Source organism: Azospirillum largimobile (assembly GCF_977007025.2).
The window spans coordinates 2,042,924-2,059,739 of sequence record NZ_CDRMUA020000001.1; the positions used below are offsets into that span (position 1 = coordinate 2,042,924).

Below are 16,816 nucleotides of genomic sequence, written 5' to 3' on the forward strand. Positions count from 1 at the left end.
CACGCTCTAGACGTGAAATTACAAGACAATCACCAGCCAAGCTCCGGCGATCCACAACTGTCGTGGCAGGCAGCGGGAACTGAGCAGAATCGGAAAAACGCACCCTCGTGTAAGCTGGGGAACTCGCCTACAATTGTATGATGCCGACCGCTCGTCTTGGCACAATCTCTGGATAGGCCATTCAACCCGCAAACGCGGACCGGCGCCGCCGGGCGCACAAGGCGGAGGAAAAGGCGGAGGAACCGCGACGCGGGGGCCGGTGGGCCGGTGCGGATCGCCCGAAGATGACAGGCCGGCAAATGCGAGCGCCAAAAAGCGAAAGGCCGGCACCCGAAGGTCCGGCCTTTTGAGATCGCATGCTCCAGCGGGAAGGCTGGAAGAAACTGGAGCGGGCGAAGGGATTCGAACCCTCGACCCCAACCTTGGCAAGGTTGTGCTCTACCCCTGAGCTACGCCCGCGCTCCGTACCATCGTTCAGCAGCTTGTCGGTGCCGTTCGGCGGTGTGCGGCGGACTATACTCATCGGCCGACGCATTGCAAGCGCGTTGTTTCAGTTTTTTTGACCGGCTGGACGATTTTTTGCGGGACCGGTACAAGGGGTGTCATGGACACAGCACCGACCTCCCTTCCGGACGCCTGCCTTCCAGATGGGGACGCGCCCCTGCCGACCTCGCCGGACCAACTGCTGGCGCGGCTCGACGCGCTGGGCATCCAGGCGACCACGCACCGCCACCCGCCGCTGCACACGGTGGAAGAGAGCAAGGCCCTGCGCGGCGCACTGCCCGGCGGCCATTGCAAGAACCTGTTCCTGAAGGACAAGAAGGATCAGCATTGGCTGGTGGTGGCGCTGGAGGATGCGCAAATCGACCTGAATCGGCTGGACAAGGCGATCGGGTCGGCGCGGCTGTCCTTCGCCTCGGCCGACCGGCTGTGGCGCGTCCTCGGCATCCGGCCGGGGTCGGTCACGCCCTTCGCCCTGGTCAACGACACCGGGCACAAGGTGCGCGTCGTCCTGCAACAGGCGATGATGGAGCATGACCTGCTGAACTATCATCCGCTGCTGAACGACCGCACCACGGCGATCCGGCGCGACGACCTGCTGCGCTTCATCCGCGCCTGCGGGCACGAGCCGGCGATCGTCGATTTCGGCCGCACCGGGGATTGACCGGCTCCGGCGGCGGTTCCACGCAGTGCCTGCCCACGCAATGCTTGCTTGAGCCGCCTTGCGCGCTCACATATGTCGGCAACGATCAGGATCCGGACCGGCGACGGCCGGGCCGGCAACTCCATGGCCCACCGGGATGACCTACTGGGCCAGGCATCACCAACGGGACCGAAACACGCCATGTTCTCCATGCCCCCCGCCAACGGGTCCAAGCCCGCCGCTCCCGCCGCCGGTGCCGCCCCCAGTGCCGCCGACGTCGTCAAGGACAGCAGCGACCGCGCCTTCATGGCCGACGTGATCGAAGCCTCGCGCGACGTTCCGGTGATCGTCGATTTCTGGGCGCCTTGGTGCGGCCCCTGCAAGCAGCTGGGTCCGATCATCGAGAAGGTGGTGCGCGCCGCCAAGGGTGCGGTACGCCTGGTGAAGATCGACACCGACGCCAACCCGATGATCGCCTCGCAGCTGCGTGTTCAGTCGATTCCGGCGGTCTACGCCTTCTTCCAGGGCCGCCCGGTCGACGGCTTCATGGGCGCCTTGCCCGAATCGCAGGTGAAGGCCTTCGTCGACAAGCTGGTGGCGCTGGCCAAGCAGGCCGGCGCCGGCGGCGGGGCCGGTGACCTGCTGGAGGAGGCCTTCGCCCAGGCCAAAGAGCTGATGGAGGGCGGCGACCTGCAGGGCGCGCTCGACCTCTACAGCCAGATCATGCAGGCGGAGCCGGAGAACGCCCAGGCCTATGCCGGCATCATCCGCTGCCTGATCGCCGCCGGCGACCTGGAGAATGCCAAGCAGATGCTGGCCCAGGCGCCGGAAGCCATCGCCAAGGACAAGGAGCTGGACAACGTCCGCGCCGCCCTCGACGTGGCGGAGCAGGCCGCCAACGCCGGTCCGATCCCCGAGCTGATGGAGAAGGTCGCCCACGATCCGAACGACCACGCCTCGCGCTTCGACCTCGCCATGGCGCTGTTCGCCGCCGGCAAGCGCGAAGCCGCGGTGGACGAACTGCTGGAGATCTTCAAGCGCGACCGGACCTGGAACGAGGACGGCGCCCGCAAGCAGCTGGTGAAGTTCTTCGAGGCGTTCGGCCAGACCGACCCGCTGACGGTGAAGACCCGCCGCCGCCTGTCGACCATGATGTTCAGCTGACGCTTTTCCCGACGCAGGACGGCTGTTCCACCGGCGAAGGGGTTCTATCTGATTGGCATGACCAGGAACCCAACCAGAAACTCCTTCGACCCGGATTTCAGCCAGTTGCCGGGGATGCTGCCCATCTTCCCGTTGGCCGGTGTCCTGCTGCTGCCGCGGGCAAGGCTGCCGCTGAACATCTTCGAGCCGCGCTACCTCGCCATGGTCGAGGACGCGCTGGGCAGCGGCCGCATGATCGGCATGGTCCAGCCGCTCGACCCCGTGGGGCGCGAGCGTGAACCGGCCGTCTATGACTGCGGCTGCGCCGGCCGCATCACCAGCTTCGCCGAGACCGACGACGGCCGCTTTCTCATCACCCTGACCGGCGTTGCCCGTTTCGAAGTCGGGCGGGAGGTGGAGGGAGCGCGCGGCTACCGCCGGATCGTTCCCGACTGGCGCCCCTTCCGTACCGACCTGGAGCATGAGGCCTGCGGCGACATCGACCGCAACCGGCTGCTCGGCGCGCTGAAGAGCTATTTCCGCGTCCAGGGCCTTTCTGTCGACTGGAAGTCCATCGAATCGACGCTGGACGAACGGCTGGTCAACTCGCTCGCCATGATCTGCCCCTTCACGCCCGGCGAGAAACAGGCGCTGCTGGAGGCCCCGACCCTGGCGGAGCGTGGGAAGCTCTTGATCGGGCTGGTCGAGATGGCCATTCTCGACAGCCATGACGGGGACGGTCCGCCGCCCAAGCATTGATCCTTATCCTTGAACACTGCGAGACACGACATGGCGACGCCCGAGGACAAGAACAGCGAATCGAAAACCAGCGCGCGGGTCGACCCGAAGCTGCTGGAAATCCTGGTCTGTCCGCTGACCAAGGGCCCCCTGCGCTACGACGCCGAACGCGGCGAACTGGTCAGCGAGCGCGCCGGGCTGGCCTACCCGATTCGCGACGGCATCCCGATCATGCTGATCGACGAGGCCCGCAGCCTGGACAAGGCGGGGGCGTCGCGATGAGCCCCGGCGACAGTCCGGATAATGGGTTCGGCACGGTCCACTGGCCGACCGAGCTCCGCCTGAAGAAGGAGGAGAAACGGCTGGAGGTCGATTTCGACGATGGCCGGACCTTCTCCTACCCGGCGGAGTTCCTGCGCGTGGTCAGCCCATCGGCCGAGGTGCAGGGTCACAACCCCAGCCAGAAGCAGACCGTCGCCGGCCGCCGTCATGTCGGCATCATGCGGGTGGAGCCGGTCGGCAACTACGCCGTCCGCATCGTCTTCGACGACCTTCACGACAGCGGGATCTACACCTGGAAATACCTCTACGAGATCGGCACCGAGCAGGATGCCGTATGGGCCGAGTATCTTGAAGAGTTGCAGGCCAAGGGCCTGAGCCGCGACCCGCGGCGGTGATTGCGTCCCTCTCCCGACATTGGTCGGGAGAGGGACGCCTCCTTACTTCCAGATCGGCTTTCCGCTGCCGGGCAGGCCGTATAGGTCCCATTTCCGGCTGACCTTCTCCACCACCTCGTCGGTCATGTGGAGCTTCTCACCCCATTCGCGCTTGGTCTCCGGCGGCCATTTGTTGGTGGCGTCCAGGCCGACCTTGCCGCCCAGGCCCGATTCAGGGCTGGCGAAGTCGAGATAGTCGATCGGGGTGCCCTCGATCACCGTGATGTCGCGGGCCGGGTCCATGCGGGTCGAGATCGCCCACATCACGTCCTTCCAGTTCCGCGCGTCGATGTCGTCGTCCACGACGATCACCCATTTCGTGTACATGAACTGGCGCAGGAAGGACCAGACGCCCATCATCACCCGCTTGGCATGGCCGGGATAGGCCTTCTTCATGCTGACCACCGCGATGCGGTAGGAGCAGCCTTCCGGCGGCAGCCAGAAATCGACGATCTCCGGGAATTGCTGGACCAGCAGCGGGATGAACACCTCGTTCAGCGCCTCGCCCAGCACCGAAGGCTCATCGGGCGGGCGGCCGGTGAAGGTGGACAGGTAGATCGGCTTGCGCCGCATCGTCATGGCGGTGACGGTGAAGACCGGGAAGGGCTCGACCGAGTTGTAATAGCCGGTGTGGTCGCCGTAGGGTCCCTCGTCGGCGTATTCGTCCAGGCTGACATGGCCTTCCAGGACGATTTCCGCCTGGGCCGGCACCTTCAGCGGCACCGTCTTGCATTCCACCAGTTCCACCTTCTTGCCGCGCAGCAGGCCGGCGAACTGGTATTCCGACAGGGTGTCGGGCACCGGCGTCACCGCGGCCAGGATGGTGCCGGGATCGGCCCCCAGCACGACGGCGCAGGGCAACGGCTCGCGCTTCCCGCTGGCGGCCCAGCGGTGATGGTGCTGGGCGCCGCCGCGGTGCTTCAGCCAGCGCATGATCGTCTTGTTCTTGCCCAGCACCTGCATGCGGTAGATGCCGAGGTTGAAGTCGTCCTCGCGTTTCCCCGTCGGCCCCTTGGTGACCACCAGCGGCCAGGTGATCAGCGGCGCCGGCTCCCCCGGCCAACAGCCCTGCACCGGCAGGCGGCCGAGGTCGATGTCGTCGCCGGTCAGCACCACCTCCTGGCAGGGGGCCGAACCGACGGTCTTCGGCTTCATCGACAGCACGGTCTTGGCGAGCGGGATCAGTTCCAGCGCCTCGCGGAAGCCGCCCGGCGGTTCCGGCTGCTTGAGGAAGGTCAGCGTCTCGCCGACCGCGCGCAGTTGGTGCGGCTCGCGGTCCATGCCCCAGGCGACCCGCTCCACCGTGCCGAACAGGTTGACCAGCACCGGCATCTCCGACCGCGTACCGTCGGCCTTGATGACATTCTCGAACAGCACCGCCGGCCCGTTCTCGGCCAGCAGGCGGGTCTGGATCTCGGTCATCTCCAGAACGGTGGACACCGGTTCCTTCACCACCACCAGCCGCCCCGCCTTCTCCAGCCGGTCGATGAAGTCACGCAACGAGGTGTAGGGCATCGCAAGGTGTCCAGTGTGTGGGTGGTGCGTCCGAAACGGACGATAACCTTCAACTCGGCGGCCTGTCCGTCAAGTGCGGTGGGGCCCGATATGCGGAGAATTGCCCCAGCTCATCGCCTCCCAAGCCGGTCGACGATCTGCCGCCGGTGATCGACGCCCCCAAAGAAAACGGCAACGATCAAAACCTCAGCCTGCGAGTCGTCGATGCTGAAATAGAACGTAAACCTGTTGCTGGTCACCGTTCGGAGGCCTGAGTGGATTTCCGGATGTTCCGTGCCGCGATGGGGATAGGTTGCAAAGGTCCGAATGTAATCGGCAGCCTCGACGATGCGACGCGCAGCCCTTTCGGTTGCTCTTTCAGCGTCGTCTCCCAAATCCTGGTATGCTTGAAACAAATAGTCTTCGATGAGGCCGAAGTCTTGAGTGACGATCGGCGCGTAACGCAGCTTATAGTGCTGCACGGGCTTTCCTCTTGCGCTCCAGCATGGTGTGGATATCGGCTATCCCCTCTTCAAGATCGACAAAGGGGCCGGCAAGGCGCTGGTCGATCAGCAGTCGGAGAGCTTCAAGCTCCAGGTCACGGGCTTCCGTCTCGTGGCGCAGCACCTCCAGTCCCCGCTGGATGACAGCGCTGAGGCTTGGATAATGTCCGGCTTCGACGAGGCTGCGCGCGTAGGCTTCCTGCTCGTCGGTCAAGGAAATCGATGTCTTCACGGTCATGATTCACCTCCGGTGCCAAACGGTACTACTGGGTAGCACCACCATCAAGACCGGAGTGCAATCCGCTCAAAACAAAACCCCTCCCCCACCCCGGCGGACCAAAGGTCCGGCCGGACGCGGGAAAGGGGCTCCGTCACAACTCGCGAACCGGGGTGCGAGACCCGGTGCGGGATCAGTACATGTGCTGGCCGCCGTTGACCGACAGGGTCGAGCCGGTCATGAAGCCGTTGTCGTCGTCGACGAGGTACAGCACGGCCTTGGCGATCTCCGACGCGCGGCCCAGGCGGCCGACCGGGATGCGGGCGACGATCTTCTCCAGCACGTTGGCCGGCACCGCGCGCACCATGTCGGTGTCGATGTAGCCGGGGGCGATGGCGTTGACGGTGATGCCCTTGGCCGCGCTCTCCTGCGCCAGCGCCTTGGTGAAGCCGTGGATGCCGGACTTCGCCGCGGCATAGTTGACCTGGCCGTACTGGCCGGCCTGGCCGTTGACCGAGCCGATGTTGACGATACGGCCGAAACCACGCTCGCGCATGCCGTCGATCACATTGCGGCACATGTTGAAGCAGGAGGACAGGTTGGTGTGGATCACCTTCTCCCACTGATCGTAGGTCATGCGGTGCATCACGCCGTCACGGGTGATGCCGGCATTGTTGATGAGCACGTCGACCGGGCCGAGATCGGACTCGATCGCGGCGATCCCCTTCTTGCAGGCGTCGAAATCCGCGACGTCGAACTTGTAGGTCGGGATGCCGGTGCGGGCGGTGAACTCCTCGGCCGCCTGATCGTTGCCGGCATAGTTGGCGGCGACCTTGTAACCGGCATTCTTCAGGGCGACGGCAACCGCCTCGCCGATGCCGCGGGTGCCACCAGTGACGACTGCAACACGAGCCATAGTTCTTCTCCCCAGATTTAGTGATGGTTGGTTGGTTTCTTTGATTTTTTGTTTTTGGGCATAGGGCTCCCTCCGCAGGTCCGGCGGATGCCCCAAGCCTTCAAGCGAAGCGGGCCGCTTCCATTTTGGAAAGCGGCCCGTCCGATCCTCAGTCGCGCTGGACGCAGAGGGCGATGCCCATGCCGCCACCGATGCACAGGGTGGCGAGACCCTTCTTGGCGTCGCGCTTCTGCATTTCAAACAGCAGCGTGGTCAGAACGCGGGCGCCCGAAGCGCCGACCGGGTGGCCGAGCGCGATGGCGCCGCCGTTGACGTTGACCTTGCTGGTATCCCAGCCGAGGTCCTTGTTGACCGACAGCGCCTGGGCGGCGAAGGCCTCGTTCGCCTCGATCAGGTCGAGGTCGTCGACGGTCCAGCCGGCCTTTTCCAGCGCCTTGCGCGAGGCCGGGATCGGGCCGGTGCCCATGATCGCCGGATCGACGCCGGCGGTCGCCCAGGAGACGATGCGGGCCAGCGGGGTGACGCCGCGCTTGGCCGCGTTCTCTGCCGACATCAGAACCAGGGCGGCGGCGCCGTCATTGATGCCCGAGGCGTTGCCGGCAGTCACCGTGCCGTCCTTCGAGAAGGCCGGGCGCAGCTTGGCCAGCGATTCCGGCGTGGTGCCGTGCTTCGGATACTCGTCGTCCGACACGACGACGTCGCCCTTGCGGCCCTTGATGGTAACCGGGACGATCTCGTCCTTGAAGCGGCCGGCCTTCTGGGCGGCCTCGGCCTTCTGCTGGCTGGCGGCGGCGAAGGCGTCCTGTTCATCGCGGGTCAGCTGCCACTTCTGGGCGACGTTCTCCGCGGTGGTGCCCATGTGATAGCCATGGAAGGCGTCGGTCAGGCCGTCGCGCAGCATGGTGTCGAGCAGCTCGGCGGAGCCCATCTTGGTGCCGTTGCGCAGGTGCATGACGTGCGGCGCCATGCTCATGCTCTCCTGGCCGCCGACGACCAGGACGTCGGCGTCGCCGTTCCTGATCGCCTGATAGCCCAGCGCAACCGCGCGCAGGCCGGAACCGCAGAGCTGGTTGATGCCGATGGCGGTCGCCTCCACCGGGATGCCGGCGTTGACGGCGGCCTGGCGGGCCGGGTTCTGGCCCTGACCGGCGGTCAGGATCTGGCCCAGGATGACTTCGTCCACTTCCGCCGCGTCGGTCTTGGCGCGGGCCAGCGCTTCGCGGATCGCGACCTCGCCCAGAACGTGGGCGGGAACGGTGCTGAGGGCACCGTTGAAGCTGCCGATGGGCGTACGGGCGGCACCGGCGATGACGACTTCGGTCATTGAACGCTCCTCGAAATAGGACAGTTTTATTATAGCGCTGGTGGGACGCTCGGAGTGATTGTTACCTTAAGTCGGGCAATGTGACGGGTGCAAGCTGGCCGAAGGTCGCGGCGCTAACCTGTCGCAGCAAGCCATTCGGCCAGAGGATTCCACACTCCGGTCTCGGCACCGGCACTCACAACCATTCCGATATGGCCCAGCGGCGGGCGCAGGATGCGCGCATCGGGGATCACGGCGGGCAGCGCCAGGGCGGACGCGGGCGGGACGATGCGGTCGCGCTCCGGGATCAGGGCCAGGGTGGGCACGCGGATGGCGGCCGGGTCGACCGGCAGGCCCGCGACCATCCAGGCGCCGGCCACCGTGTCGTTGCGCCCGTACCAGCCGGCCAGCGCATCGCGCGCCACACCGGCCACCAGCGGCACCCCATCGTTCAGCCAGTCCTCCAGCGCAACGAAGGCCGCGGCGGCGCGGGACTCCGGCGCCATGCGGGCGAAGCTGCCGAACTTCTTCAACGCCAGCAGCGGGTCGAGCTGGGCGAACAGCGCCTGCAGCGCGTCGGTCGGCAACTCGCCCCAGCGCTCCAGCGCCGGCCCCCAGGGCTGGATGAAGGCGGCCACCCGGCGCGCCGTGGCTGCATCCTCCGCATGGAAATCCCAGGGCGTCGCCATCAGCCCCAGCCCGGCGAGCGAGCGCGGACGGCGCTGTGCCAGTGCCGCGGCCAGCAACCCGCCCATGCAGTATCCCACCACTGGGACCGGCCGCCCAACCGCCTCCACCAACACATCCAGCGCACGTTCAAGCCGGCCGGCGATATAGTCGGTCAGGGTGAAGCGACGTTCCAGCGGCCCCGGCCGGCCCCAGTCCAGCAGAAGCGGCCGGAAGCCGCGCGCCGCCAGCCAGCGCATCAGGCTCTTGTCCCGTGATAGATCGAGAATGTAGGCCCGGTTGACCAGCGACGGCACGAACAGCACCGGCCGCCCGCCGGCCTCCTCGCCGTAATCGAGCAGGCGCGATCCGCCTTCGGCCCAGACCACCGGCGGGTCGGGCAGGTCGCGGACATAGGGGTGCCGGCGGTAACGCTCGATCCCGGTCAGGACCGCGTCGATGCGGCGCCGGACCTCGCGGTCAACCTCCCGGCTCAGAGGGTCGTCGGCGCTTGCCCCCGCGTTGCCCCGCAGCCGGTCGGCCTGCGACATTTCGTCCCTCAGCGCCGCCGCCCGTTCCCTCAGGGCCGGATTCCAGGGCAGCGAGCCGTTCCTCAAGAGCGGCAATGCGGCCGAGGAGCTGAGCAAGCTGCCGAGCGCCGCCGTCAGATGCAGGCCCAGCGGACGCGGCCCCATGCGAAGCGGCGTCCCGTCCGCCCGCTTCCCCTTTTCCCCTTTCCTGTCCTGTGGGCGCTCGCTCATCGAAAGGCCGTTCGCTTTGGGGAGAGACGTTGTGGGAGAACGGTGCCGGACGAGGATCCCAACCGCCGCCGGGCATGCCGCCCCCGCCTAATCCGAACCCGGCGGGCCCGAAGGCGAAGGGTGCCGCGGCCGCCATCCCCTGCCCCATCATCTGGAACATCCGGGCCATCATGTCGGCCGTCTCCGGATCGGCGGCACCCGCCGTCCACTGGTCCTGCCACAGGTCCAGGTAGCGGCGCGCCAGCGATTCATAGGATGGCGGATCAGGCGGAGGATTTGGTTGCGACGGGTCGGCCATGGCCGGATTATAAGGGCGGCGGGGCCGGATTGACCAGTGCGGCATGGCTCCCCACCTGTCCATTCGGGTATCGTCGGAGGCTGTCCGGGTGCGTCTCGCTTCTCCGTCAGTGCGGCAATCCGAACCGCAACCGCGGCGGTATGCCGCGGCGCAACGCTGGACAAATTGCTATCCCTTCGAGTAGTCCTAAGGACGGAACAATTTCCGCCGCAATGTCCCCGTGTTCTGGAACATGATGGTTCTGGAATATGTCCCTTCTTGAAAGAGTCCGCGATGGCCGACAAGGAAGACCAGAAGTCCGCTCCGATCACGATCAAGAAGTACGCCAACCGGCGGCTCTACAACACCGCCACCAGCAGCTATGTCACGCTGGACCATCTCTGCCAGATGGTGAAGGACGGGCTGGACTTCGTGGTCTATGACGCCAAGACGGGGGAGGATATCACCCGCTCCGTCCTGACACAGATCATCGTGGAGGAGGAGAGCAAGGGCCAGAACCTGCTGCCCATCAGCTTCCTGCGCCAGCTGATCGGCTTCTACGGCGACAACATGCAGTCGGTCGTGCCGCGCTATCTGGAATATTCGATGCAGGCCTTCTCCCGCAATCAGGAGCAGATGCGCGACTATTTCCAGAACACGCTGGGCGGCATGTTCCCGTTCGGCCGACTGGACGAGGTCAGCAAGCAGAACATGGCGATGTTCGAACGGGCCATGCGGATGTTCACGCCCTTCGGCGTCGCCGGCGCCCCGGACGACGTCGCCGGTCAGCGTCCGGCCGGACAGCCGGGCGCCACGACTTCTCCCACTCCGGCGGCCGGCGCCACCTTCGACGAGTTGCAGAAGCAGATCGACGAATTGCAGAAGCAGATCGCCAGCATCGCCAAGCCGCCCGGCAAGACCGACGTCAAGTAACCGGTCGGCAAGGTTCCGGAGGACTGGCAGCACGGAAGGCGGGGGCATACCCCGCCTTTTTCATTGCGCCGGCCGAATCGGGCGCGCAGGCTTGGGGCCGTGCATAGATCGGATCGCGTAAAATCGAACTTGATTTGAAGCGTGAATCCGATCGCCGAACTCCAGAAGGCACCTTCTCGTCCACGGTGCCGGTCCGGCGGCTCTGCCGCGCGGTCCGGCCCGTCCAACCGTCAGGAGGGAACCGACCATGACCACCGAACTGACCGTCTCGATCACCTTGGCCAGCGACGATCCGCGGGAGGTTTCCCGTTTCGAGGACATGCTGCGCGAGTGGGTCGACCACCAGCCGGGCGTGGCCGGGCTCGCCATGGCCGACCGCGGCAACGATCTGGCGGCCGAGAGCATCTGGCGCGCCGCCCGCAAGGCCACCTTCGGCCCGGCGCTGAAGAACCCCTTCGCACCCTGACAGGCCGAACCCAGGGAGCGATCAGCCCCTGAACAGGTGCGGGACCATCGCCCAATCCGGGCCGCCGCCAAGGCCAAGCCGCGGATCGGTCGATTCCCGCACCCCCATGCCCAGGCACTTGTCGCCGACGATCCAGGCATGCAGGACGGCGCGGGTATCCTCCTCGCGGAAGCAGGGCGGAGTTTCCAGCCATACGGCCCCATGGGCGGCGACATCCCCGCCGATCTCCGGCCCGTCGTCCGCGACCACCGCGCCGTGATCCACGACGCGGGTCGGCGCGCCGTCCAGCCCGTGGAAGGCCCGCACCGTCACCATTTCCGCCCCGGCGATGCCGCTGGGGTCCAGTGCCGCGCGGCACAGGTTGGGATGGCGCGGGTACAGGGACGACAGCACCGCCAGCAGGCCGTGGTTCGACCACAGCCAGCACCACAGCGGCGACAGCACGCTCATGCCGCTGCTGCGCAGCCGCTGCAGGAACCCGTCGTCGGCCAGTCCGTCCCAGGGATAGAGCTTCGCCAGCCAGGAGATCGCCTGCCCCTCGTCATCGAGGAAGCGCCGGCCGTCCCAGGCGATTGCGTGCAGCGGCAGCAGCCGGCTGTCGATGCCGGCCTCCGCCGCGGTGGCGGCCAGATAGACCAGTTCACCCTCGCGCACCGGATCGGGGGTGGCGCAGGTCGCATGCATGCGCCCACGGCCGGGCACCCCCGCCGCCATCTCCTCCCAGCGCTCGACCAGCGCCTCGTGCAGGCCGTTGAACTGGTTGGCGTCGGGGGCCATCGCCTCGCGCCAATTGCGCTGGATGATGGAGGCGGCGAACAGCCCCTCGCCGGTGTCGTAATTGCAGCCCAGCAGCTTGATGCTGTCGCGCCCGTCATAGGCCAGCGTCAGCCGCCCGGCGAGCCCGCCGGCCCGCTCGTTGCGCCGTCCACCGGCCCAGTAATCGGCCCAGGACGCTTCCAGCATCCGCGCCAGATCGCCGCGGATGCCGAGTGCGGCGAACAGCTTGTGCTCCACCACATGGCGCACGGCGACGGCGATCATGCTGTGCAGTTCGTCCGCGACGCTTTCGATCAGGTCGATCTGCGAGGCGCTGAACTCATAGACGGTGTCCTCCCGCCAGCCGGCCCCGGCCGACATGGCGCGGACACCATAGGGATATTTGCGGAGACCCGGGCGCCAGTCGGCCCGCGGCTTCATCGTCGTCCTGCGCATGCCTGTTCCGATCCCCTGCGTATCAGAACCGGGGAGCCGGACGGCACGCGGCGGCGAAGGTCCGGCGCATGGATGAGATGACGGGCGGCAAGCTGGTCAACTGTCCACTGGGCAACGCTCTACTCCGGGGGAGGCCAATCCGAGGAAGATGCGGATGCTCGCGACGCAATCGCTGCGGCGCAAGCACGGCCTTGCGTATGTAACCTGCCCCGCCGCGGCGCGCCAGCGCGCATCCGCGATAGCTCCCCCCGATCGGGCGGACAGCGGAAACGGAACGGACCGCCGCGACGCAAGGCCGCAGCGGTCCATTCCCGCAGTCTTCACAAGCAGGTCTTCAAAAGGGCCGAATCTTCAAAACGGCGACCGGAAAAGCGCGCTCAGATCAGACCCACCGAGGGACGGTGGGCGAGCGAGCGCATCGCCCACAGCGCCAGACGGCCGCGCCGCGGCTTCATCACTGCCGCCGGCCGGATCGGGGCTGCCGCCGCAAGCGCGGGCACCAGGGCCGGCATGTCGTTTTGTGCGCTGCTGCCGAGGCGCCGGAGCCGGCGGGCGGCCAGAACGACGCGCAGCACCTCTTCTTCGGACACGGCGCGGCGGGCCGGGCCGGTGGCGAGGCTCGCCGCCTCGCACAGGGCCGCCCGTTCGGCCAAAAGCCCGGTCAGGCCCTTGGCAGCCGCCGTCAATGCAGCTTCATCGTAAAGGGCGAGGACAAGCGTCCTCAACCCGTGTTCCATCCGTGTGGACATGGCGGGCGCTCCGGAAAAAACGGAATGGCGTGCGGATCGGATGCCGGTGGATCGGCAGGCGAGATTATCCGTGCGCGGCACCCGTTCGGCCATGCGCCCCAAGGTGGTAACACCCCGACTGCGGCTCCGTGATGCCGGAAAGCCACACTCGGCGTACCGATAAATATCTGGAGGTGTCGGGAACAGTCCGCCCCGACCAGCGGGAAGAAATGGTGGAGCCAAGGAGGATCGAACTCCTGACCTCTACAATGCCATTGTAGCGCTCTCCCAGCTGAGCTATGGCCCCACTATATTTTTCTTCTACTTCACCAACACTTTGGGTGTTGGTGCGCTTGGAGGGAGTCGAACCCCCACGGCCTTTCAGCCACTAGGACCTGAACCTAGCGCGTCTACCAGTTCCGCCACAAGCGCGTCCGCGTTTCTTGGGGTCACGCGGGGCGCTCTATGTACCCAGGCTGACCGCCGCGCTCAAGAGGAAAAATGCAATCGCGCAAAAGTTTTTTCGGGGGGCTGGGTGGCGGCATCGTCAGCTGACACTTCCCTGCCCCTACTCCGCCGGCTTGATCGCGTAGAAGCGATAAACCCGCACGCCGGCCTCGATGGCGGCGACGCGGCGGGCCCAGAGTTCGACCTCCTCCATCACCGCCAGCTTTGTGGGGGTATCGAGCTGGAATCTCTCCAGATGGTCGACCAGCCCCTGGATGGCGGACAGGATTAGGCCGCGGTGGGTATCGGTGATGTCCTCGGCGATGCGGAGGTCGAGGTTGCGCTGGGCGAAGGCGTTGGCCATGCGGTCCTTGGGCCACAGGTTCGGCGTCAGCGGTTCCTTGTCGCACCAGGTCTGCACCGCCTTGGCACCCATCACCTCTTCCTCGGCGATATAGTCGGTGATCAGCAGATGGCCGCGCGGCTTCAGTGCCAGTTCCATCCCGTCGAACATCTGCTCCTTGTCGCGGACGAAGAACAGGCCTTCCTTGTAGACGATGGCGTCGACGCGCTTGGGATAGCCGAAATGCTCGGGGTTGAAGGTCTCGATCGGCGCCTTCTTCTCCAGCCCCAGCTTGAAGGAACGGACCATCCCTTCCTTCGCCAGAAGGTCCGACGCCTCCAGCCCGGTGACCCAGCAGCCATATTTGCCGGCCATGGTGCGGCTGGTGCCGCCCAGCCCCGCGGCGAGGTCGAGCACGCTCATCGCCGGGTTCAGGCCCAGCGGCTTGACCAGATAGGGGATGTGATCGGCGCCGCCGGGCGTGTTGAATCCCTCGCCCCACATCTTCTCCGCCACTTCGATGCGGGTGGCGGACCACAGCGGCTTGCCCCAGCGGTTCATGCCGGGACCGGGACCGGGATTCGACGGCTGCGGCTCCGCGGAAGCCTGCTGCGATTCGTCGCCCTTCCTGGTCTTCAGGCCGGACAGGTCGTAGCCTTCCCACCAGGCGTAAAGCCGCGTCTTAAGGCTCGGTCCGTGCCCGGACGCTTCGTCCTTGTCCGTCATCGCCGTCGTCCACCCCATCGGCCGATCGACGCCTCCGGCGCCGCCGGCATCCCCCGTTCGGCGCCGCGCGGCGCATCATCCTTGCGGTTGTTCCGTGACATTGAAACACACCACCCGCAAGAATTCTTCCAGCCTCAGGTTAGACTGACGCTAATTGCATGCAAGTGGAAAAATTTCCCTGCTGTAACGCCGCCCTTGGGGCGTGGCGTCAGCGCGCCGCCTTGGCCGGTGCCGGGGTCGATTCCGGCAAGGAGGCCATGCGTGTACCCGCTGCGTTCAGGACCGGGGCACATGCGGCGGGCATCTTGCGGACCACCCGCGGTTCCGGCTTGTAGCCCGGCGGACGCTCGATGGCGGGGGAGGCGCTGCTCAGCCAGGACATCAGTTCATCGTCGCAGCCGTCGCCGTCGGGCTGGGCCGTCTGCTGCTCGCACAGCGGGCTGCCGGCCGGACAGTTCAGGCGGATGTGCATGTGGCCGTCATGGCCGTGCCAGGGCCGCAGCTTGTTCAGGAAACCACGGTCGGGCCAACTGCGCTGGCACATCGCCAGCTTGATCGCCGGGCTGACGAAGATGCGGGACACCCGCGCGTCGCTGGCGGCGATCTGGACCATCTTCGCCTGCCGGTCGGACCAGTCCGCGGTCACGCGCATCCGGTCGTAATCGACATACTTGATCTCCTCCAGCCGCTCGCGGCCGGCGCGTCCCATCGGCGGCAGGTCAAGCCGCAGCCAGACATCGGCGTCCAGCCCGATCTGGTGGCTGGCATGGCCCGACGGCATCGGACCGCCGCGCGCCTGCCCCATGTCGCCGACCAGCGCGGTGCCCAACCCGGCGAGCGCCACCCGCTGGCCGAAATCACGGAGCATGTCGACCAAAACCGGGTGGCCGAAGTTGCGCTGGCGCGACAGGCGGATGACCTGATAGCCGACCCCTTCCGGCGGCAAGGCGCGGGCGCCGGCGACGCATCCTGCGGCATAGCCGCCGATGGACTGCGCCGCCCCCAGCGACGGGCCGGCCACCGCCCCCCAGGCGACGCTGGTTGCGTAGGCCGGGATCGGCGCCGGCTTCTTCTTCCGCTGCTTGGCGTCGGCCCCACCCGACGCCAGCAGGGCCGACACCAGCAAGGCGAAAGCCAGCCCGACGCACGCGACAACCCTGAAGGCACGCCCCCCGAAAGCGCGAAATCCCATATCCGTTCCCCGCATCGCCGCCAGCACCGCCGCCGGCACCGCCACTGTTACGGCTATAGCGGAGTCGTGGTTAAGGAATGATGGAGGACACGTCGGGGCCGCACAACCGAACGGTCAGGCGCAGTGCCGGTCCATCCGGAGTGCGTCCGATGAGTCCGGCCTTGACGCCCCTCGTCTTGCCGGAGCACTCCCCCTGGCCGAGCGGCCTAGCCGCAGCGAATATTGACAGTCCGTTATTAGCAATGGAAACGTCGGATTGTCGCAAACAAGGAATTTGATAAAATGCCACCGACAATGAGCTTTCGTATTGGCGATACCGTCAGCGTCCGCGGTTGCTTGACCAGATTGATCGATATTATCAACCGTGATCCTATTCATTTGGAGGATCTGATCGGCTTCCATCGGGGACGACTCAGCCGTGGCTATTACTTGTTGCTGCTGAAGGAGCCCCTGTCTGCCGGTGAGTTCCAGTTTCTTGGCTACACCCACCTGTCCGGCGGCAAATACGGCTTGCCCAGCAACGATCCCGCGGTCGAGGCGGCTCGGCCGACGGTACAAGGCTCACTGGAGCAGAAGTTCGGGGCTGCCGGGGTGAACGGCCTTGCGCAGAAGATCGCGGGCGACATCCCCGCGACGGGAGAACGTCGCTTGGCCAAGATCGTCCCGGTGATCGGCCATGACCAGGCGATGGGGCCAGCCGACCAGTACCCGGCGTCCAAGCACGGCATCGCGCAATTCAACCTGACGGTGCCCAAGAAATTCCTGGTTTCCGCCTTCATCGGCGCGGACCGGCGGTTCCAGGGCGGCGGCCTCGATCTCGTCGTGGACAAGGGTACGGCCTATGACAGCCGGCGCACGGTGTTCAAGTACCTGTCGGCTGCCTGACGGCGC

Annotated in this window: 18 protein-coding genes and 3 tRNA genes; 8 read left to right on the forward strand and 13 right to left on the reverse strand. The window is 66.4% G+C overall.

Annotated features, from left to right (window positions below; genetic code table 11):
- Nucleotides 1-384 precede the first annotated feature (384 nt).
- Nucleotides 385-459: transfer RNA gene (locus ACWPKK_RS09600), tRNA-Gly, on the reverse strand.
- Between the two features lie 145 nt (nucleotides 460-604).
- Here ACWPKK_RS09600 and ACWPKK_RS09605 point away from each other — a divergent pair.
- The 5 genes from ACWPKK_RS09605 (at nucleotide 605) to ACWPKK_RS09625 (ending at nucleotide 3,702) form a co-directional block, all read left to right on the forward strand.
- Complete coding sequence (locus ACWPKK_RS09605) at nucleotides 605-1,165, forward strand: prolyl-tRNA synthetase associated domain-containing protein (RefSeq protein ID WP_452003181.1); 561 nt, start codon at nucleotides 605-607, stop codon at nucleotides 1,163-1,165.
- A 180-nt stretch (nucleotides 1,166-1,345) separates the two neighbouring features.
- Nucleotides 1,346-2,308 carry a co-chaperone YbbN gene (locus ACWPKK_RS09610; RefSeq protein WP_324868523.1) on the forward strand — a complete coding sequence of 321 codons (963 nt, stop codon included), beginning with the start codon at nucleotides 1,346-1,348 and terminating at the stop codon, nucleotides 2,306-2,308.
- Nucleotides 2,309-2,365: 57 nt separating this feature from the next.
- The gene (locus ACWPKK_RS09615; RefSeq protein WP_452003184.1) at nucleotides 2,366-3,046 is read left to right on the forward strand and encodes an LON peptidase substrate-binding domain-containing protein; all 681 of its coding nucleotides are present in this window, start codon (nucleotides 2,366-2,368) and stop codon (nucleotides 3,044-3,046) included.
- 30 nt (nucleotides 3,047-3,076) lie between these two features.
- Nucleotides 3,077-3,307, forward strand: coding sequence for a Trm112 family protein (locus ACWPKK_RS09620; protein ID WP_149222229.1), 231 nt, complete (start codon nucleotides 3,077-3,079; stop codon nucleotides 3,305-3,307).
- Complete coding sequence (locus tag ACWPKK_RS09625; protein ID WP_452003188.1) at nucleotides 3,304-3,702, forward strand: gamma-butyrobetaine hydroxylase-like domain-containing protein; 399 nt, start codon at nucleotides 3,304-3,306, stop codon at nucleotides 3,700-3,702. The genes ACWPKK_RS09620 and ACWPKK_RS09625 overlap by 4 nt, the downstream gene beginning before the upstream one ends.
- 42 nt (nucleotides 3,703-3,744) lie before the next feature.
- On the opposite strand, the gene ACWPKK_RS09630 is transcribed toward ACWPKK_RS09625, so the two are convergent.
- From ACWPKK_RS09630 to ACWPKK_RS09655, 6 genes are all read right to left on the reverse strand, one after another.
- On the reverse strand, nucleotides 3,745-5,256 hold the full coding sequence (locus ACWPKK_RS09630; protein ID WP_452003190.1) for a UbiD family decarboxylase: 1,512 nt from the start codon (nucleotides 5,254-5,256) through the stop codon (nucleotides 3,745-3,747).
- Nucleotides 5,257-5,366: 110 nt separating this feature from the next.
- A complete protein-coding gene (locus ACWPKK_RS09635) occupies nucleotides 5,367-5,717 on the reverse strand; it encodes a hypothetical protein (protein WP_452003193.1) in 351 nt (116 codons plus the stop codon).
- Nucleotides 5,704-5,976 carry a ribbon-helix-helix domain-containing protein gene (locus ACWPKK_RS09640; RefSeq protein ID WP_452003195.1) on the reverse strand — a complete coding sequence of 91 codons (273 nt, stop codon included), beginning with the start codon at nucleotides 5,974-5,976 and terminating at the stop codon, nucleotides 5,704-5,706. The genes ACWPKK_RS09635 and ACWPKK_RS09640 overlap by 14 nt, the downstream gene beginning before the upstream one ends.
- 172 nt (nucleotides 5,977-6,148) lie before the next feature.
- A complete protein-coding gene (gene phbB, locus ACWPKK_RS09645) occupies nucleotides 6,149-6,871 on the reverse strand; it encodes an acetoacetyl-CoA reductase (RefSeq protein WP_063635164.1) in 723 nt (240 codons plus the stop codon).
- 148 nt (nucleotides 6,872-7,019) lie between these two features.
- Nucleotides 7,020-8,195: an acetyl-CoA C-acetyltransferase gene (locus tag ACWPKK_RS09650; protein WP_324868511.1), complete on the reverse strand. Its 1,176-nt coding sequence runs from the start codon at nucleotides 8,193-8,195 to the stop codon at nucleotides 7,020-7,022.
- Nucleotides 8,196-8,308: 113 nt separating this feature from the next.
- Nucleotides 8,309-9,535 (reverse strand): alpha/beta fold hydrolase, encoded by a 1,227-nt coding sequence (locus ACWPKK_RS09655; protein ID WP_452003200.1) that lies wholly within the window; start codon nucleotides 9,533-9,535, stop codon nucleotides 8,309-8,311.
- A 637-nt stretch (nucleotides 9,536-10,172) separates the two neighbouring features.
- Here ACWPKK_RS09655 and phaR point away from each other — a divergent pair.
- Together phaR and ACWPKK_RS09665 are read left to right on the forward strand one after the other, a co-directional pair.
- Nucleotides 10,173-10,811 carry a polyhydroxyalkanoate synthesis repressor PhaR gene (phaR, locus tag ACWPKK_RS09660; RefSeq protein WP_324868506.1) on the forward strand — a complete coding sequence of 213 codons (639 nt, stop codon included), beginning with the start codon at nucleotides 10,173-10,175 and terminating at the stop codon, nucleotides 10,809-10,811.
- Between the two features lie 247 nt (nucleotides 10,812-11,058).
- A complete protein-coding gene (locus ACWPKK_RS09665) occupies nucleotides 11,059-11,277 on the forward strand; it encodes a hypothetical protein (protein WP_452003203.1) in 219 nt (72 codons plus the stop codon).
- A gap of 21 nt (nucleotides 11,278-11,298) precedes the next feature.
- Here ACWPKK_RS09665 and ACWPKK_RS09670 read toward each other — a convergent pair whose 3' ends face one another.
- The 6 genes from ACWPKK_RS09670 to mepA form a co-directional block, all read right to left on the reverse strand.
- A complete protein-coding gene (locus ACWPKK_RS09670) occupies nucleotides 11,299-12,489 on the reverse strand; it encodes a glutathionylspermidine synthase family protein (RefSeq protein WP_452003206.1) in 1,191 nt (396 codons plus the stop codon).
- 377 nt (nucleotides 12,490-12,866) lie between these two features.
- Nucleotides 12,867-13,238 (reverse strand): hypothetical protein, encoded by a 372-nt coding sequence (locus ACWPKK_RS09675; RefSeq protein ID WP_452003208.1) that lies wholly within the window; start codon nucleotides 13,236-13,238, stop codon nucleotides 12,867-12,869.
- A gap of 210 nt (nucleotides 13,239-13,448) precedes the next feature.
- Nucleotides 13,449-13,524 (reverse strand) — tRNA-Ala (locus ACWPKK_RS09680).
- Nucleotides 13,525-13,562: 38 nt separating this feature from the next.
- A tRNA-Leu gene (locus ACWPKK_RS09685) sits at nucleotides 13,563-13,649 on the reverse strand.
- Nucleotides 13,650-13,785: 136 nt separating this feature from the next.
- Nucleotides 13,786-14,733, reverse strand: a complete 948-nt coding sequence (locus tag ACWPKK_RS09690) for a methyltransferase domain-containing protein (protein WP_324868499.1) — start codon at nucleotides 14,731-14,733, stop codon at nucleotides 13,786-13,788.
- Between the two features lie 208 nt (nucleotides 14,734-14,941).
- Complete coding sequence (mepA, locus tag ACWPKK_RS09695) at nucleotides 14,942-15,853, reverse strand: penicillin-insensitive murein endopeptidase (protein ID WP_452004759.1); 912 nt, start codon at nucleotides 15,851-15,853, stop codon at nucleotides 14,942-14,944.
- A 354-nt stretch (nucleotides 15,854-16,207) separates the two neighbouring features.
- Between mepA and ACWPKK_RS09700 the strand changes: the two genes are divergently transcribed.
- Nucleotides 16,208-16,810 (forward strand): hypothetical protein, encoded by a 603-nt coding sequence (locus ACWPKK_RS09700; RefSeq protein ID WP_452003211.1) that lies wholly within the window; start codon nucleotides 16,208-16,210, stop codon nucleotides 16,808-16,810.
- Nucleotides 16,811-16,816 lie beyond the last annotated feature (6 nt).

Coding starts and splice junctions, on each gene's coding strand:
- ACWPKK_RS09605 (WP_452003181.1), top strand. CDS start 605: ATGGACACAGCACCGACCTCCCTTCCGGACGCCTGCCTTCCAGATGGG.
- ACWPKK_RS09610 (WP_324868523.1), top strand. CDS start 1,346: ATGTTCTCCATGCCCCCCGCCAACGGGTCCAAGCCCGCCGCTCCCGCC.
- ACWPKK_RS09615 (WP_452003184.1), top strand. CDS start 2,366: ATGACCAGGAACCCAACCAGAAACTCCTTCGACCCGGATTTCAGCCAG.
- ACWPKK_RS09620 (WP_149222229.1), top strand. CDS start 3,077: ATGGCGACGCCCGAGGACAAGAACAGCGAATCGAAAACCAGCGCGCGG.
- ACWPKK_RS09625 (WP_452003188.1), top strand. CDS start 3,304: ATGAGCCCCGGCGACAGTCCGGATAATGGGTTCGGCACGGTCCACTGG.
- ACWPKK_RS09630 (WP_452003190.1), bottom strand. CDS start 5,256: ATGCCCTACACCTCGTTGCGTGACTTCATCGACCGGCTGGAGAAGGCG.
- ACWPKK_RS09640 (WP_452003195.1), bottom strand. CDS start 5,976: ATGACCGTGAAGACATCGATTTCCTTGACCGACGAGCAGGAAGCCTAC.
- phbB (WP_063635164.1), bottom strand. CDS start 6,871: ATGGCTCGTGTTGCAGTCGTCACTGGTGGCACCCGCGGCATCGGCGAG.
- ACWPKK_RS09650 (WP_324868511.1), bottom strand. CDS start 8,195: ATGACCGAAGTCGTCATCGCCGGTGCCGCCCGTACGCCCATCGGCAGC.
- ACWPKK_RS09655 (WP_452003200.1), bottom strand. CDS start 9,535: ATGGGGCCGCGTCCGCTGGGCCTGCATCTGACGGCGGCGCTCGGCAGC.
- phaR (WP_324868506.1), top strand. CDS start 10,173: ATGGCCGACAAGGAAGACCAGAAGTCCGCTCCGATCACGATCAAGAAG.
- ACWPKK_RS09665 (WP_452003203.1), top strand. CDS start 11,059: ATGACCACCGAACTGACCGTCTCGATCACCTTGGCCAGCGACGATCCG.
- ACWPKK_RS09670 (WP_452003206.1), bottom strand. CDS start 12,489: ATGCGCAGGACGACGATGAAGCCGCGGGCCGACTGGCGCCCGGGTCTC.
- ACWPKK_RS09675 (WP_452003208.1), bottom strand. CDS start 13,238: ATGTCCACACGGATGGAACACGGGTTGAGGACGCTTGTCCTCGCCCTT.
- ACWPKK_RS09690 (WP_324868499.1), bottom strand. CDS start 14,733: ATGACGGACAAGGACGAAGCGTCCGGGCACGGACCGAGCCTTAAGACG.
- ACWPKK_RS09700 (WP_452003211.1), top strand. CDS start 16,208: ATGCCACCGACAATGAGCTTTCGTATTGGCGATACCGTCAGCGTCCGC.